This is a genomic window from Caballeronia sp. GAFFF2 (assembly GCF_023631485.1).
Lineage (GTDB): Bacteria > Pseudomonadota > Gammaproteobacteria > Burkholderiales > Burkholderiaceae > Caballeronia.
In genome coordinates, this window is record NZ_JALQDA010000015.1 from 42,933 (window position 1) to 58,492 (window position 15,560).

Annotated in this window: 13 protein-coding genes; 6 read left to right on the top strand and 7 right to left on the bottom strand. The window is 62.4% G+C overall.

Annotation, left to right across the window (positions count from 1 at the left end):
- Nucleotides 1-4 precede the first annotated feature (4 nt).
- Nucleotides 5-352 carry an ArsR/SmtB family transcription factor gene (locus NCT04_RS10865; protein ID WP_244825944.1) on the bottom strand — a complete coding sequence of 116 codons (348 nt, stop codon included), beginning with the start codon at nt 350-352 and terminating at the stop codon, nt 5-7.
- A gap of 129 nt (nt 353-481) precedes the next feature.
- Here NCT04_RS10865 and NCT04_RS10870 point away from each other — a divergent pair, with 129 nt between their 5' ends.
- On the top strand, nt 482-2,332 hold the full coding sequence (locus tag NCT04_RS10870; RefSeq protein ID WP_244825946.1) for a tetratricopeptide repeat protein: 1,851 nt from the start codon (nt 482-484) through the stop codon (nt 2,330-2,332).
- 75 nt (nt 2,333-2,407) lie between these two features.
- Here NCT04_RS10870 and NCT04_RS10875 read toward each other — a convergent pair whose 3' ends face one another.
- Entirely contained in the window at nt 2,408-3,703 is a 1,296-nt protein-coding gene (locus tag NCT04_RS10875; protein ID WP_244825947.1) for an MFS transporter, read from the bottom strand.
- 201 nt (nt 3,704-3,904) lie between these two features.
- Between NCT04_RS10875 and NCT04_RS10880 the strand changes: the two genes are divergently transcribed.
- The 3 genes from NCT04_RS10880 to NCT04_RS10890 all read left to right on the top strand — a co-directional run bounded on the left by NCT04_RS10880 (nt 3,905) and on the right by NCT04_RS10890 (nt 6,323).
- On the top strand, nt 3,905-4,435 hold the full coding sequence (locus NCT04_RS10880) for a GNAT family N-acetyltransferase (RefSeq protein WP_284503165.1): 531 nt from the start codon (nt 3,905-3,907) through the stop codon (nt 4,433-4,435).
- A gap of 199 nt (nt 4,436-4,634) precedes the next feature.
- Nucleotides 4,635-5,579, top strand: a complete 945-nt coding sequence (locus NCT04_RS10885) for a hypothetical protein (protein ID WP_250465337.1) — start codon at nt 4,635-4,637, stop codon at nt 5,577-5,579.
- Nucleotides 5,580-5,612: 33 nt separating this feature from the next.
- Entirely contained in the window at nt 5,613-6,323 is a 711-nt protein-coding gene (locus NCT04_RS10890) for a DUF2968 domain-containing protein (protein WP_250465339.1), read from the top strand.
- A 207-nt stretch (nt 6,324-6,530) separates the two neighbouring features.
- Here the strand turns inward: NCT04_RS10890 and NCT04_RS10895 are convergent, their stop codons facing one another.
- From NCT04_RS10895 to glnK, 3 genes are all read right to left on the bottom strand, one after another.
- A complete protein-coding gene (locus NCT04_RS10895; protein ID WP_250465340.1) occupies nt 6,531-7,952 on the bottom strand; it encodes a gamma-glutamyl-gamma-aminobutyrate hydrolase family protein in 1,422 nt (473 codons plus the stop codon).
- A gap of 131 nt (nt 7,953-8,083) precedes the next feature.
- Entirely contained in the window at nt 8,084-9,841 is a 1,758-nt protein-coding gene (locus tag NCT04_RS10900; protein WP_250465342.1) for a cation:proton antiporter, read from the bottom strand.
- Between the two features lie 211 nt (nt 9,842-10,052).
- Nucleotides 10,053-10,391, bottom strand: coding sequence for a P-II family nitrogen regulator (glnK, locus tag NCT04_RS10905; RefSeq protein WP_086969848.1), 339 nt, complete (start codon nt 10,389-10,391; stop codon nt 10,053-10,055).
- Between the two features lie 282 nt (nt 10,392-10,673).
- Between glnK and NCT04_RS10910 the strand changes: the two genes are divergently transcribed.
- Nucleotides 10,674-11,726: a Gfo/Idh/MocA family protein gene (locus NCT04_RS10910; RefSeq protein ID WP_250465343.1), complete on the top strand. Its 1,053-nt coding sequence runs from the start codon at nt 10,674-10,676 to the stop codon at nt 11,724-11,726.
- Between the two features lie 63 nt (nt 11,727-11,789).
- Here NCT04_RS10910 and NCT04_RS10915 read toward each other — a convergent pair whose 3' ends face one another.
- Entirely contained in the window at nt 11,790-13,844 is a 2,055-nt protein-coding gene (locus tag NCT04_RS10915; RefSeq protein WP_250465345.1) for an NAD(+) synthase, read from the bottom strand.
- A 42-nt stretch (nt 13,845-13,886) separates the two neighbouring features.
- A complete protein-coding gene (locus NCT04_RS10920) occupies nt 13,887-15,035 on the bottom strand; it encodes a GNAT family N-acetyltransferase (RefSeq protein WP_250465347.1) in 1,149 nt (382 codons plus the stop codon).
- Between the two features lie 129 nt (nt 15,036-15,164).
- Here NCT04_RS10920 and NCT04_RS10925 point away from each other — a divergent pair, with 129 nt between their 5' ends.
- The gene (locus NCT04_RS10925) at nt 15,165-15,494 is read left to right on the top strand and encodes a GIY-YIG nuclease family protein (protein WP_244825961.1); all 330 of its coding nucleotides are present in this window, start codon (nt 15,165-15,167) and stop codon (nt 15,492-15,494) included.
- The last annotated feature ends 66 nt before the right edge of the window (nt 15,495-15,560 follow it).

Below are 15,560 nucleotides of genomic sequence, written 5' to 3' on the forward strand. Positions count from 1 at the left end.
TCGATCAGTCGATATCGGTCGCGTCCTGCGGCTGCGGCTCGGCAATGTGTTCCAGCAATTCGCCGAGCATCCCGCTGATATGGCGATCCGCCGCCACGTAAAAAACCTGCTTGCCCTGCCGCTCGGCCCGCACGATCCGCGCCGCGCGCAGGAGCCGCAAGTGATGGCTCACGAGCGAACCCGACAACCCGAGCCCCTCCGCGATCGCGCCCACCGCGCGCCTTTCAGCGACACACGCGAGCACGATGCGCAAGCGCGTCGGGTCGCCAAGCAAGCGAAACAGGTCGGCAAGCGGTACGACGCGGTCATCCGAAGTGATGCCGCCAGCAGGATTCAGTGGAGTCGAAGCCACGACTTGATCGTCAACATATGAATAGGTGTTCACATGTTAAGGACCATCGACGCGACATGTCAACCGTACAGGCGGAAATCGCTCGGGCCAGTGTGGGAAAATACGCGTGTTTTGCACAAACTTCCCGTCATGGACACCGTATTTGCCCGCGGCTTCGCGGCCCATCGTGACGGCCGCCTGACCGAGGCGGAGCGCGACTATCAGGCCGCGCTCGCCGCCGAACCCCTTCACGTCGACGCGCTCCACTACCTCGGCGTGCTGCGCCATCAACAAGGCCAGCACGAGGAAGCGGCTTCTCTCGTGCGCCGCGCGGTAGACCTGCGTCCGACCGATGCCGGTCTGCAACTCAACTTGGGCAACGCGCTCAAGGCGCTCGGCCGTATCGACGACGCCATCGAGCGTTTTCGTAACGCGCTCACGCTCGAACCGGGCTTTCCACTCGCGCAGTACAACCTCGGCAACGCGTACACGGCGGTCGGCCGCCATGAAGACGCCGCCGATGCCTTCGAGAAAGCGCTGCGTCTGCAGCCACGAGACGCCGCCGCGTGGAACAACTTCGGCAACGCGCTGGCGTCGCTTGATCGTCATGCGGATGCCGCGCGCGCGTTTCGCCGCGCGCTCGATTTACGGCCGCGCCACGCGGGCGCGCACAACAATCTCGGCATGGCGCTCAACGCACTCGGCGACTCGGTCGGCGCGGTCGCGCATTTTCGCGCGGCCATCGACGCGGAGCCGAATTACGTCGCCGCGCATTTCAACCTGGGCAATCTGCTCGACAAGACCGGGCACCCCGAAGAAGCGCTGCCCGCGCTGCACAAGACGCTCAGCTTGCAGCCGCGCTTTGCCCCGGCGCACTTCGGACTTGGCCACGTGCTTGCCAAGCTCAATCGCCACCACGAAGCGGTCGTGAGTTACGAGCGCGCGGTCGGGCTGGACCCGAAGTACGGCGTGGCGTGGCTGTGTCTCGGTAATTCGCAGCTCGCGCTCGCATCGCCCGCCGCGGCGATCCGCGCATTCGATCAGGCGTTGCGGCTCGACCCGCACATGCCCGCCGCGCATCTGAACCGTGGTCTCGCGCTACTCGCGCTCGGCGATTACGAGCGCGGCCTGCCCGCTTACGAATGGCGGCTCAAGACGCCGGGCGCCGACGACGCCCCGCCGCTGCCGCGCTGGAACGGCGAGCCGCTGCCGCAGCAGACCCTGCTCGTGCGCTCCGAACAAGGCTTCGGCGACACCCTGCAATTCGTGCGCCTCGTGGCGTTTGCGGCCAAGCGCGTCGGCAAGCTCGTGCTCGAAGTACAAGCGTCGCTGGTGCCGCTGATCGCGCCGGCGGCACACGCGGCGCGCATAGAGCTCGTCGGCAGGACGGAAGGCGTGCGCATCGTCGCCGATGCGTTCTGTCCGCTCCTCAGCCTGCCGCTCGCGCTCGGCATGACGACGCCCGAGGCGATCCCGGCGCGCACGCCCTATCTCGTGATTCCGGCCGACTATCGCCGGAAGTGGCGCGGGTCGATCGGCGGACAGGCGAAGCGCAAGATCGGCATCGCGTGGTCGGGAAGGCTGCAGCCGGGCGAAACGCGCTCCATGCCGGTCGAAGCGCTCGCGCCGCTGTTGGCGCTCGAAGGCATCGACTGGGTCGTGCTGCAGCCGTTTCTCACCGAGCACGAGCGCGACACATTGCAAAAGCATCCGAACGCAAAGTCGGCGCATCGCTTCGAGGGCAAGCTGGAGAATTTCGCGGATACCGCCGCCATCGTCGACCGACTCGACGCCGTGGTGTCGATCGATACCTCGATCGCGCATCTGGCCGGCGCACTCGGCAAACCGGTCATCGTCATGCTGCCGTTCGCGGCCGACTGGCGCTGGGGTATCAGCGGCGCGACATGCGTGTGGTATCCGCGCGCGCGGCTCGTGCGGCAGCACGTGCCCGGCGACTGGCACGGCGTGGTCGAAAAGGTCGTGGCGGCACTGCGCGAGTGATGCCCGCAGGTTTCGTCGATGCAAAAAAAATCCCTCGCCGCGACGAGGGATTTTTATTTCAGCCAGCTACGGACGTCAGGCTGTCTTGTACTGATTGCGTGCTTCCGGCGAGCGATACAGCACGAGCGTGGCGATCAGACCGCAGATGGCCGCGAGACCCATCCACAAGCCCGGCGCGGCCTTGTTGCCGGTCGAGTGAATCAGATAGGTCGAGATGGCAGGCGTAAAGCCGCCGATGGTCGTCGCGAGACTGTAGGCCATCGAGAAGCCGGTGGTGCGCACGTCGACCGGCATGACTTCCGTGAGCGCCACGACCATCGCGCCGTTGTAGCTACCGTAGAGGAACGACAACCACAGTTCGACGATCAGGAGCCGCCCGAACGATGGATCGGCGACGAGCCATTGCACGGCCGGATACGACGTGAGAATGGTCAGAATGGTGAAGAACAGCAACACCGGACGACGCCCGATGCGGTCCGACAACGCGCCCATGACAGGCAGCCAGACGAGGTTGGAGAGCCCGACGCATACGGTGACGACGAGTGCATCGATGGAAGACAGCTTCAGCACTTCCTTGCCGAAGGTCGGCGTGTAGGCGGTGATCATGTAAAACGACACGGTCGTCATGATGACCATGCCCATGCCCGCGAGCACGATCGGCCAGCTTGTTGCGATCGAGCGCGCGATCTCGGCCATGCCGGGACGATGCTTGCGCGCCAGGAACTCGTCCGTCTCACGCAGCGAACGGCGGATGATGAAGAGGAACGGCACGATCAGGCAGCCGATCAAAAACGGCACGCGCCAGCCCCACGCGGTCATTTGGTCGGCGGGCAGCAACTGGTTCATGACCACGCCGATGAGCGCGGCGAACACGACAGCCACTTGCTGGCTGCCCGACTGCCATGAACAATAGAAGCCCTTGTTGCCCTTGGTCGCGATCTCGGACAGATACACCGACACGCCGCCGAGCTCGACGCCCGCCGAGAAGCCCTGCAGAAGCCGCCCGAGAAGCACGATGATCGGTGCAATCGCGCCGATGGTGGCGTAGCCCGGCACTAGCGCGACGCAGGCGGTGCCGATAGCCATCAGCATCAGCGTGAGGATGAGGCCCTTGCGCCGCCCGTGATGGTCGATGTACGCGCCGAGTACGATCGCCCCGACCGGACGCATGAGGAAGCCTGCGCCGAATACGGACAGCGCGAGCATCAACGAGGCGAACTCGTTGCCGCTCGGGAAGTAGGTTTTGGCGATGGCGGAGGCGTAATAGCCATAAACCATGAAGTCGTACATTTCAAGGAAGTTGCCGCTGACGACGCGGAAAACCGTCTTGAACTTCGATTCATTGGCGGGTGCAACGTGAGTCGTGGACATGGACTTTCTCGAATCAGGCTGAACGACGCATCGCGGTTCGCGAACCGCTTCTGGCCGGTGGCGAAGGGTTTTCGCTTGATTAGGGTTTACCCGTAATTCTTTTGTAAATTCACGAGTGCCTCAATCTTAACGCCTGCGGACGTTTCTCTGCACGCAACTTCGGTCAACATCACTCAAAAGAAGATTAACAATAGCTTACATATGCCTATCTCCAAGCCTACAAATTTAGCGATCGTTTTCAGGACCGCAACGCCGGCCGACACCGCTCTGATCGTGTCGATGCACACGCGCAGTTGGGTGGCCACCTATCGCGGCATCGTGCCGGATGTCTATCTCGATCGGGATATTCACGCCGAGCGCGCCGCGCACTGGCAAACCCGTATGCGGGAAATCGAGGCCGGCGCGGGTCGCGTGCTGATCGCCGAACATGCGGGTGAGCCGGTGGGTTTCGTATGTCTCGTCGAACCGGACGACACGGGCAGCGTGCTCGTCGACAATCTGCATGCGCTGCCGGGGCACAAAGGCCTTGGCGCCGGGACCGCGATGCTCGCCGAAGCCGCACGCTGGGCGCGCACACGTGGCGCGCGCGAATTGCATCTTTACGTGCTGGAAGACAACGCGGCGGCTATCGGCTTTTACGAGTCGCGCGGATGGAGGCTCACTTCGCGTCAAGCCGACAACATGGCGGGCCTCGATTTGTTCTCGTTGCGCTACACGCTCTCTCTGAATTAAATGCGGCTCACAAGCAATGCTTCCGACATAAAAGCGGCCTTCTGTCAATAAGCATTCCTTTTAAGATCGAATCATTAGGATAAGTCTGGTCGTTTAGTTCAGTGCTGTTTCGTATGATCGCGAGTCAATCTAGCTGACCTCGGGCCGATGCCCGCACGTCCCAATCGTGCGCGCATCGGCGCATCCACCTGGAACACTCATGAACGAGCCTCTGATCGTCGTGGAAGGCAATCTACGCCTGCCAACGGTGCGCCCGCTCGCTGATCCATCGCTGAAATTCGGCCGCGAGTGGTCGCCCGCGCGCGCTCGGCCGAGTACGTCGCGCTCCGAGATTCCGCTCTACGGCGCACGGTTCAATACCAAGTACTCGCGCATGTCCGACTCGTCGGACTCGTTGCATGCGCGTTCTCCGTATCAAGCGACGAGTATCTGGGGAAAGCTCGCCAAGAACGCCACGCGTTCTTCTACGTCGCGTATGAAAGAGCCTGCCGCACCGGTCGATGCGGCTGCGGAAAGAAAGCCCATGCGAATCGATCTGCGCACTCCGTCGCCGTTACGCAAGCGGCCTTACCGCATCGGCAGCTTTGAAAGATCCACTATTGCCATCGCGGTTTCGGCGTTGTTCGTCTGGGTGCTGTTCGCGCATGAACAGTGGCTGGAACGAAGCGGGTCGAAGCCCGCGGTTGATGACGCAGAACAGATGCAGATTGGACAAGCGGTGTCGCGCGACAGACCGGCGGATGCGACGCGCGTGCCCACGGTAAGTCAACCGGCGGACCCGCGCCCGGTCGACCCAACGCAGCCTGTCGCGCCGCGCGTTCTCATGGCAAGTCGGCCCGCGCATGCGCGTGAGACAAAACCAGCGCCAGTTTCCGTACATGCCGAAGCGTCCCACACACGAACTCCTCGATACGTGAACGCGGGCGCACATCGCGCGAAGCGGGCAGCCACGAAACCGGTTATTCGATACGCGGCATCGACACATCGCGGCGCGAGCACGAAGCCCACGCAACTCACTGCGGCGCCGCGCACCACTGAGCCGCTGAACGTCGCCGCCCTCTACTCCATGCTCCAGCATTCGCCCACGCTCGACAGCAATGTCGCTTCACGTCCCGACAATGCATCGGCCAATCAGGCCCGGTGATGAATCGCTTAACTTTATCGGCATGAAGCCAACATGATGCACTTACGTTTCATTCGTCACGCAGTACTTGTCCTCGCTTTGTTCCTCTCCGGATTGCTAGCTTCTTTCGCCGATGCATCGGCTGCCACGAGCCCGGCTCCGGCTCCAAAAGCCGATCGAACAAACAGCGCACCGGCGCTATCGCCTGAAGACCTCTCCGATCTTCAGAGCGATGGCGCGTCGCCCTCCGCGAGCAACCTCGCCGAACTGCAGGACATGGTGCAGGCGGGCCGACTGACCGAGCTGCGCGTCACGCGCAATGGCAGCTACGGCGCGAGGCTCTATTTTCTGCCGCAAGAGATGCTTTATTACGTGGCGTTGTCGCAGGACTCGCATTCGTGGCGCGTCGTGAAGACGCAGGAGGAAAATCGCGCCGAATCGGTCTACGCGCAGTTCGCGCGCAAGACACATGATCTTGCCGATGGCGAGATTCGCCGTGTGCAGTTGCAGGCGCAAAAAGCGCTGCTCGACCGCGTGATCGCCGTGTCGGCGAATCGCGCGAACCGGTTATCCGCCGATCTCGCGCTCGCGCAGCAGCAGGACACGCAGGTGTCGGAACGTCAGCAGCAATTGCAGGCGGAATCGGCGGCGCTGCAGAGCGACAAGCTCGAATCGGAACGCAAGCTGCGCGCGTTGCAGATGCAGGTCGATCAGTTGCAGCGTGCGAGCGAAGCCGGGCTGGCTCCGGTGGGTTCGGCGCGGTGACTTTCTGATTCGGTGAATTTGCGCGCGTGAGCGTATTTCACGGCCGCGGTACATCATTCCGACATGCATTCTCGGTTTCGCTTAGAACCAAGGTCGGTCGTCGACGACTATCACCCAAATCCGCGCTTCAACCCCAATCATGCAAAACAAAAAGGCCCGCTCATTACGAAGCGGGCCCCGATACCAACGCACGTCAAAACCAACACTCTAGAACCGCGTCTCCCGCGCCACGCGCAAAAACGTATCGAGCAGCGGCGTGCAATCGAGCAATTCCGATCCGCCCGCGCGATGAAACTCCGGGTGCCACTGCACGCCCACCACGAACGGCGCCTTGCGATACCGCACCGCTTCGATGATTCCATCCTGCGCCGAGACCGCCTCGACGTTGAGATCCCGCCCAAGCGACTTCACCGCTTGATGGTGAATCGAGTTGACGATTGCATCGCGCTGATTCGGAAACATGTTGGCGAGCGTCGAGCCATCGGGAAAGCGCAGCGAGTGCCGATGCTGATCGTAGTGCTCGTTCACGTGGATGCCCGCAGTCGGCACTTCGGTGGCGATATCGCCGTAGAGCGTGCCGCCGAATGCCACGTTGATGAGCTGACAGCCGCGACACACGCCGAGCACCGGCTTGCCTGACTCGATGAATTCGTGCAGCAGTTCCAGCTCATACATGTCGCGCACGCGATCGCCCGGCCACTCGGGGCGCGTCACGACCTCCTCGTAAGATTGCGGCGACACGTCCGCGCCACCCTGAAGCAGCAGCCCGTCGAGATTCTTCGCATAGTCGCGCAGGCGGATATTGCTTGGATGCAGCATGCCTTGCGTGCCGACCGTCGGAATCATGAACACGAGCACATCGCGCGACATGACCCAATGCGCGATGGATTCCTCCAGATATTGCAGCGTCTTGCCACGCAAACCCTTTGCGCCCGGCTCCGGATGAAAAATGCGCGCCGACACGCCGATCCTCAACGTGCGTTGCGTGATGCGCTGCCCTGCCCGGTCGAAAATTTGTCGCGCACGCGCGGCGATCACGCGCCCGAACACGGACCACGCCGAATCCGATTGCTTGAGATACGCAGGCGGCGCTTGCGTCGCGCTCGCTGTCTGCTGAGCGGGCGGCGGCAAGGGCGGCGGATTGAGCGTGCCGAAATCCGGCGCGGCGGTGAACTCGGGCGGCAGAACGCTGGCCTTCACCGGTTCGGGTTCGGGTTCGGCTTCCGTGCCCGCGATGATGCTTTCGATATCGCTGCCCGCTTGCGCCTCGGTCGCGGCTTCGAGACTCTCGGCCAAGTTCGCTTTTGCATCGAGAGGCTTCGCGCGCACGACCGGTTCCGGCGCGACCTTGGCGTTTGCTTCGAGTGCCTCGGCCCGTCGCGCCGCTGCCTTATCGACGGGCTCAACGGTCGAAGCGCTCGAAGGCGCATCCGTCGATGCCCGCTCGGTCGCGCTCGGGTCCAAACCCGGCGTGGTTGAAGTTTGAGGTGCCTGAGGTGCTTGCGGTGCGTGAGGTGCGCCATCTCGCGCCACGCCCGCCGCCGATGCATCCGCCCCACTTCGGCGGGCGTCGGGCGCCGCGCCGTTTGCGATGGAGCCTGAGTCGTTCGAGGTTTTGTTTTCGCTCATTCCGTTGTCCGGCGCGCGAACGCCAGGGAAAGAATCAACACGTTTCGATTATCCGCCTCTCGAACAGACGGGGCAAACCAGCACACATTTGCTCACATTATCGCGGCAATCGTAATGAATGGATGATTCCTTCAGTGATCGCGCGGCTCCTCGAAGGTTTCGCGCAACGCGATCTGCATGGTCGCGTGAATCTTTACGCACCAGCGCCAGAGTACCGTCAAGAGCAACGCCGCGCAGACGAGCACGGCCACCATCAATCCGAAAGGCGGCAAGATGCCGCCCGAAAGCGCGGCCACGAGCAGAAAGACGCCGAACATGGCGACGATGGGAATCAGCCCCGAGATGGCCGAACGAATCGCGCTCGTGAAGCGTCCGGCCTTCGCGGGTTGCACGCTGACTTCGGCGAGCAGGAGCGCAAGCGAATCCAGCTTGCGATACACCGCCACCAGAAACGGCAGCGCGATCAACAACGCCGCGCTCCACAACACGACGCGCTGCGCATTGTCCGATTCGAGCCAGCGCGCGAGGTAGCCGGAAGCGAACGGCGCCGAATACGACGCGCCCAGAAAAATCGCAGCCACGAGCGCCAGGTTCACCGCGATCTGCAGAACGATGCGCCGGGTCATCGAAAAGAGCGTCGGGCCGCCGGTCGCGGGCGTGAGACTCGCGAGCCACTGCGAGTAGAGGCCGAAGGTGTTGGCGAGCGGCGCGGGCATCGCGCGGGCAAGACGCATGGTGATGGGATCGGCGGCGCGAATCAGATACGGCGTGAAGAGCGTGGTGAGCGCGGAGACGGCGACCGCGATCGGATAGAGAAACGCGCTCGTCACCTTGAGCGACAACCCGAGCGACGCGATGATGAACGAGAACTCGCCGATCTGCGCGACGCTCATGCCGACGCGCATCGCCGTGCGCCCGTCCTTACCGGCGAGAAAAGTGCCCAGCCCGCACGATACGATCTTGCCGAACACGACCGCCACGGTGATGACCGCGATCGGCCACGCGTAATCGACGAGCACGGACGGATTCAGCAGCAAGCCGATGGTCACGAAGAAGATGGCCGAAAACATGTCGCGTACCGGCGCGATGAGATGCTCGATGCGCGCGAGATTCTTCGACTCCGCCATGATCGCGCCGATCAGAAAGGCGCCGAGCGCGATGCTGTAATCGAGCTTCACGACCAGCAGACAAAAGCCGAAGCAGAAGCCGAGCACGGTGACGAGCAGCATCTCGTCGCTTTTCGCGCGCGCCACGTAATCCAGCGCGCGCGGCACGATGAGAATGCCGACCACGAGCGACACGGTCATGAAAAGCAGCAACTTGCCGAGCGTGATGGCCGCGACGCCCGCCGTGACGGAACCTGTCTGCGCGATGCCGGAAAGCAGCACGAGCATTGCGATGGCGAGAATGTCCTCGACAATCAAGATGCCGAACACAAGTTGCGCGAACGGCTCGCCTTTCATCTTGAGTTCGGACAGCGCCTTTACGATGATCGTCGTCGACGAAATCGCCAGCACCGCGCCGAGAAAGAGCGAATCCATCGAATTCCAGCCGAACCAGCGGCCTATCTCGTATCCGATCCAGATCATCAGCACGATCTCGGACAGCGCCGCGACGAACGCCGTCGCGCCCACCTTGAAGAGTTTGCGCAGACTGAATTCGAGGCCGAGCGAGAACATCAGGAAGACCACGCCTAGTTCGCCGAGCGTCTGGATGGTGGCTTCGTCGTGAATCAGCTGAAACGGCGGCGTGTATGGCCCGATGATGACGCCCGCAACGATATAACCGAGCACGACCGGCTGACGCATGCGATGAAACAACACCGTCACGACGCCCGCGATGGCCATGATTACCGCGAGATCCTGAATGAAGCCGATCGCGTGATGCATCCAAAAAATCCTTACAAATTGGTAAACGGGATTCGATGTTACCGCACGGCAGCGAAATCGCGCCGAGTTCGGCACTGAGTCAAGCGGATTGGAGATCAAGCAGGAGTTAAGCGGACGAGCGACGCGCATCGTGCTGGTGCATGCGATGCGGAAAAAGACGAGCCCGCGTGAGAAACGCGGGCTCGATGGGACAGGGAAAACCTCGAAGCGCTCAGACCGCCGCTTCGTTTTCCTCGCCGGTACGAATGCGAATGACGCGCTCAACTTCGGCCACGAAGATTTTTCCGTCGCCGATCTTGCCGGTGCGCGCCGCACCGATGATCGCGTCGATGACCTGATCGGTTTGATCGTTGGCGACGACTACTTCGATCTTCACCTTCGGCAGAAAATCGACGACATACTCTGCACCACGATAGAGCTCGGTATGTCCTTTCTGACGGCCGAAGCCTTTGACTTCAGTAACCGTCAGCCCGGTCAGGCCTACTTCGGCGAGCGCCTCACGGACTTCATCGAGCTTGAACGGTTTGATGATGGCGGTGATACGTTTCATGGCGTGCCTCGCTTGAGTTCAAGAATCTTCGGAATGGGTCGTGTCCGCGAAGGACAGATGCTTTTGATTCTAGCAGGCTGCCGGTTATCGATTCAGCGCTTATGCGGCTGTTTTTCAGGCGTTTTTGGTGCATTCGACGCGAAGGGCTGCGTCGTGGCCGATACGTCGGCGATATCGCAAGTCCGCATTGCAGGCGCGCCGGTTGATTTTATGATGTGGATCGACCCGACGGCGCTTCGGAACGCGAGCAACGTCGAACTAAAACCAAGGAGGAGGCACAGCATGACCCGAACTCGAATCGCCGTGGCCGGAGCCGGATATATCGGACAGGCGCATATCGGCGTCCTGGAAAACAGCGCGACGTGCATGCTGTCGGCCATTGTCGATCCGTCGCCGGCTGCGCGCGCCATCGCGGAACGGGCGGACGTGCCGATCTACGCGACGCTCGACGAGCTCTTCGCACAGGACAAACCGGACGGCGTGGTGCTCGCAACGCCGAATCAGCTGCATGTGCCGCAAGCACTGCAATGCCTCGACGCGCGCGTACCGACGCTGCTCGAAAAGCCGATTGCGCCGACCGTCGCCGAAGCCGAAGCGCTCGTGCGCTCAGCGGATGAAGCGGGCGTGCCTATTCTCATCGGCCATCATCGCGCGCATAGTCCGATCATGGCGAAGGCCCGTGAGGTGATCGTATCCGGCGTGCTGGGGCGCCTTGTCGCCGTGACCGGCAGCGCGATGTTTCTGAAGCCCGATCATTACTTCACGGATGCGCCCTGGCGTCGCGAGCCTGGCGGCGGCCCGATCCTGCTCAACATGATCCACGAGGTTCACAACCTGCGCATGCTTTGCGGCGAGATCGTCGCGGTGCAGGCGTTTCTATCGCATGCGGCGCGCGGCTTTGCCGTCGAGGATACGGTCGCGATCAATCTGCGCTTCGAAAGCGGCGCGCTCGGCACGTTCCTGCTTTCGGATTCGGCGGCGAGCGCGCGCAGTTGGGAGCAGACCTCCGAAGAGAACAAGGCTTACGCGAGTTACGCCGACGAGGATTGCTATCTCGTCGCGGGAACCAACGGCAGCCTCGCCATTCCGACCATGCGTCTGAAAACCTATCCGCGCGATGAAGACCGTTCGTGGTGGAAGCCGTTCGAAGCGGGTGTCGTCGGCATGGTGCGGGACGACCCCATCAAGCATCAGATGGAGCACTTCGGCGCGGTTACGCGCGGCGAGGCGGCGCCGCTGGTATCGGCCCGCGACGGGCTCAGGAACCTGCGCGTGACGGAAGCTATCGTGGCCGCGGCGAAGTCGGGCGCGGTGATCGAGTTGCCACGGGATTGAAGGTTTCGAAGGCGTCGTGTGCATTCATCGCGCATACGACGCCCTTTCTGCGTGCAACGAACGTCACGACGCGTCCGGAATATTTTCCAGGTCATCGAGCCAGACCGTAGCTTCCGAATCGCTCGGCGCGCGCCAGTCTCCACGCGGCGAGAGCGAACCGCCCGTTCCCACCTTCGGCGCATTCGGAATACACGACCGTTTGAACTGACTCAGCTTGAAGAAGCGATACAGGAAGATGCGCAGGTTCTTCTTGATCTGCGTGAGGTCGTATTCGTGATGAACGAGGTCGACATCGGCAGGCCACGCGCCCGCGTCCTTGTCGCCCCACGCCGTCGATGAAAGAAATGCCACCTTCGACGGCCGGAAACCGAAGCGCAGGATGTAGTAAAGGTTGAAGTCCTGAAGCTCGTACGGCCCGATCACGCTCTCGGTTTTCTGTTCGAGCGCGCCTTTCACCTTGCCCGGAATGAGTTCGGGGCTGATCTCGGTAGCGAGAATATCGTTGAGCACATCGGCGCCGTCGTTGCCGATCTGCGCCGTCTCGGCCACCCATCGCACGAGATGCGTGATGAGCGTCTTCGGCACGCTGGCGTTCACGCTGTAGTGCGACATGTGATCGCCGACGCCGTAGGTGCACCAGCCGAGCGCCAGTTCGCTCAGGTCGCCCGTGCCGATCACAATGCCATTGCTGTAGTTCGCGAGCCTGAACAGATGGTTCGTGCGCTCGCCCGCCTGCACGTTCTCGAAGGTGATGTCGTACTGTTCCTCGCCCGTCGAATACGGATGACCGAGGTCCTTCAGCATCTGGATGCAGCTCGGCCGGATATCCACTTCGGATGCCGAACAACCAACCACGTCCATCAGCCGGCGCGCCTGGGTAAGCGTGCGCTCGCTGGTCGCGAAACCGGGCATGGTCACGCCGAGAATGTTGGTGCGCGGCAGGCCGAGCCGGTCCAAGGCCTTGGCGCAGACGAGCAAGGCATGAGTCGAATCGAGCCCGCCGGAGACGCCGATCACGACCTTCGAAATATTGCTCGAAGCGAGCCGTTGCACCAGCGCCTGAACCTGAATGTTGTAGACCTCCATGCAGCGCTCGTCGCGTCTGCTCGCGTCGATCGGCACGTAAGGGAAGCGCGGCACCGCACGTTGCAGAGGCAACACGGACGCCGCGGGCACGGCCACTTCACATCGCACGATACGGAACTTGCGCGCCTCTTCCTGATGTCTGCGCGCCGACTGAGCGAAGGTCGTCTGATGCATGCGTTCGCGCGACAACCGCTCGACATCGACATCGCCGAAAATGACGTGCGATGCGTCGCTGAAGCGCTCCGACTCGGCGAGCTGCTCGCCGTTCTCGTAGATGAGCGCCTGCCCGTCCCACGCGAGATCCGTGGTGGATTCGCCCTTGCCCGCCGACGAATAGAGATACGCCGCGATGCATCGCGCCGATTGCTGCCCGACCAGTTGATGCCGGTACGACGATTTCCCGACGACGATATTCGATGCCGACAGATTGATGAGCACCGTCGCACCCGCGAGCGCGGCGAACGACGATGGCGGAATGGGCACCCAGACGTCCTCGCAGATTTCCACGTGGAAGCGGAAATACGGAATCGACGGAATATCGAACAGCAGCGATGAACCGAAGGGAACCTCCGCGCCGAGCAGATGGATCTCGTCGACCAACGCGCAGTCGGCGGCACTGAACTGGCGCGCCTCGTAAAACTCCGCGTAATTCGGCAGGAAGCTCTTGGGAACCACGCCCTGCACGCGCCCGGACGACACCACGGCCGCGCAGTTGTACAACGCGTGATCGACGCGCAACGGCAAGCCAACCACCATGACGATATCGAGCGAGCGGGATTCTTCCACCAGCGCGGCCAGCGCGCGCTCGCACGCGACGAGCAACGCGTCCTGATGGAACAGGTCCTCGCACGAATAAGCGGACAACCCCAGCTCGGGAAACGCGACCAGCACGGCGCCGTTTTGCGCGGCCTGCCGGGCGAGCGCGATGGTCTCTCCGACATTGAACGATGGATCGGCCACCTTGCATTCCGGCACCGCGACGGCAACCCGCGCGAAACCATGGCTGTAGAGGTTCAGGAATTCGGTTTTCATTGTTTGCGTATCCTTTGGATACTCGTCATCATGCCGCACGCTTCAATCCGTCGCCATCTTCCTGAATGGCGTATGCGCTTCGAGTTCCTCGATATGCTGCGTCATCGCGGCGATTTCTTCATCGAGAAACTCGCTGATCGCATGAGCAAAGCGCTGGTCGGCGATCCAGTGCGCGGACCATGTCGGCGTGGGTAACATGCCGCGCGACATCTTGTGCACGCCCTGCGCGCCGCCTTCGAAGCGCGCCAGCCCGTGCTCGATGCAATACGCGATGCCCTGCATGTAGCAGGTTTCGAAATGCAGCCCCGAAACGAACTCGCGCGTGCCCCAGTAGCGGCCATACATGGTGTCGCCGCCGATCATGTTGAGCGCGCAGGCGAGCCGCTCGCCGTCCGCTTCGGCGATGACGAGCAGCATGTTGTCGGGCGCATCGGCGTGAATTTGACCGAAGAACTCGCGCGTCAGATACGGCGCGTTCCAGTGCTCCTTGTACGTGTTCTCGTAGCAGCCATAGAAGAAGTCGAGCGCGCTTTTGTCGATCTGACGGCCGCGTAGCCACTTGTAAGTCACGCCCGCTTCGGTCACGCGGCGGCGATCCTGCTTCACCTTCTTGCGCTTGTCGTGGCTCATGGTGGCGAGAAACGCGTCGAAGTGCTCGTAGCCCGCGCCCGGCAGATTCTCCCAATGAAACTGCACGCCTTCTCTCAACATGTAGCCCGCGTCCTTCAGCGCCTCGATGTCCTGTGCATGCGGAAACAGCACGTGCAGCGACGAGATGTCGAGTTGCCGCGTGAGCTCGATCGCACCGCGCGCGAGCAGCACGCGATCTGCGTGTTCGGCCGCGATGAGACGCGGACCCGTCACCGGCGAGAACGGCACGGCCGAGAGCGCCTTGGGGTAATAGCGCACGCCGTGGCGTTCGAAGGCATCGGCCCAGGCGTGGTCGAAGACATATTCGCCGCGCGAGTGCGACTTGAGATAAAGCGGCATGGCGCCGGCGAAGACGCCGTTGCGTTTCAGAATGAGGTGATGCGCCCGCCAGCCGGTGCGCTTGACCGCGCAATGCGTGTCCTGCAACGCCGACAGGAAGCCGTGACTGACGAAGGGATTCGCGCCCGCGAGGCGGTTCCACTCCTCGGGCGAAATGTCCTCTAGCGTGTCGACTACCTGGATTTCGACTTCGCGATTCAACGGAAGACCTCGAATGATGAGTTTTGCCCTTGCGGGCATGAAGGGCTATTCTCGCGCAAGTTTTAATTCGTCGTTTAGTCGGGCGTGGCCGCTCTCGAAGGTTGCGCCGATTCGGCGATAATCCCGGCCATGCCCTGGTTCCTCTATCTCATCGAATGCGCCGATGGCAGCCTGTACACGGGCATCGCCACGGATGTAGAAGCGCGCTTCGTCGCGCATGCCGCTGGCAAGGGCGCGCGCTATACCCGCGCGCGCAAGCCGCTGCGCGTCGTGGCGTCGTTCGAACTGCAGGGAAGATCGGAGGCGTTGCGCGCCGAATATTGGGTGAAGCAGCTCACCGCGCGGCAAAAGCGCGCGTTGATCGCGGGCGAGCGCACGCTCGATTCCGTGCTGCCGCCGCCCGCTGTCGCCGTCGTGGATGACAACCTGGACGAAGCCCACGACGCGCCCGCAAATTGAAACGGCCGCGCATCGAGCGCGGCCGTGCGGACCACTCGCATCGCGTCTACGCAACGCGACGCGCGA

What these genes read in the sequence shown, in the direction of transcription:
- NCT04_RS10870 (WP_244825946.1), top strand. Translation starts at nt 482, where the DNA reads ATGGACACCGTATTTGCCCGCGGCTTCGCGGCCCATCGTGACGGCCGC.
- NCT04_RS10875 (WP_244825947.1), bottom strand. Translation starts at nt 3,703, where the DNA reads ATGTCCACGACTCACGTTGCACCCGCCAATGAATCGAAGTTCAAGACG.
- NCT04_RS10880 (WP_284503165.1), top strand. Translation starts at nt 3,905, where the DNA reads ATGCCTATCTCCAAGCCTACAAATTTAGCGATCGTTTTCAGGACCGCA.
- NCT04_RS10885 (WP_250465337.1), top strand. Translation starts at nt 4,635, where the DNA reads ATGAACGAGCCTCTGATCGTCGTGGAAGGCAATCTACGCCTGCCAACG.
- NCT04_RS10890 (WP_250465339.1), top strand. Translation starts at nt 5,613, where the DNA reads ATGATGCACTTACGTTTCATTCGTCACGCAGTACTTGTCCTCGCTTTG.
- NCT04_RS10895 (WP_250465340.1), bottom strand. Translation starts at nt 7,952, where the DNA reads ATGAGCGAAAACAAAACCTCGAACGACTCAGGCTCCATCGCAAACGGC.
- NCT04_RS10900 (WP_250465342.1), bottom strand. Translation starts at nt 9,841, where the DNA reads ATGCATCACGCGATCGGCTTCATTCAGGATCTCGCGGTAATCATGGCC.
- glnK (WP_086969848.1), bottom strand. Translation starts at nt 10,391, where the DNA reads ATGAAACGTATCACCGCCATCATCAAACCGTTCAAGCTCGATGAAGTC.
- NCT04_RS10910 (WP_250465343.1), top strand. Translation starts at nt 10,674, where the DNA reads ATGACCCGAACTCGAATCGCCGTGGCCGGAGCCGGATATATCGGACAG.
- NCT04_RS10915 (WP_250465345.1), bottom strand. Translation starts at nt 13,844, where the DNA reads ATGAAAACCGAATTCCTGAACCTCTACAGCCATGGTTTCGCGCGGGTT.
- NCT04_RS10925 (WP_244825961.1), top strand. Translation starts at nt 15,165, where the DNA reads ATGCCCTGGTTCCTCTATCTCATCGAATGCGCCGATGGCAGCCTGTAC.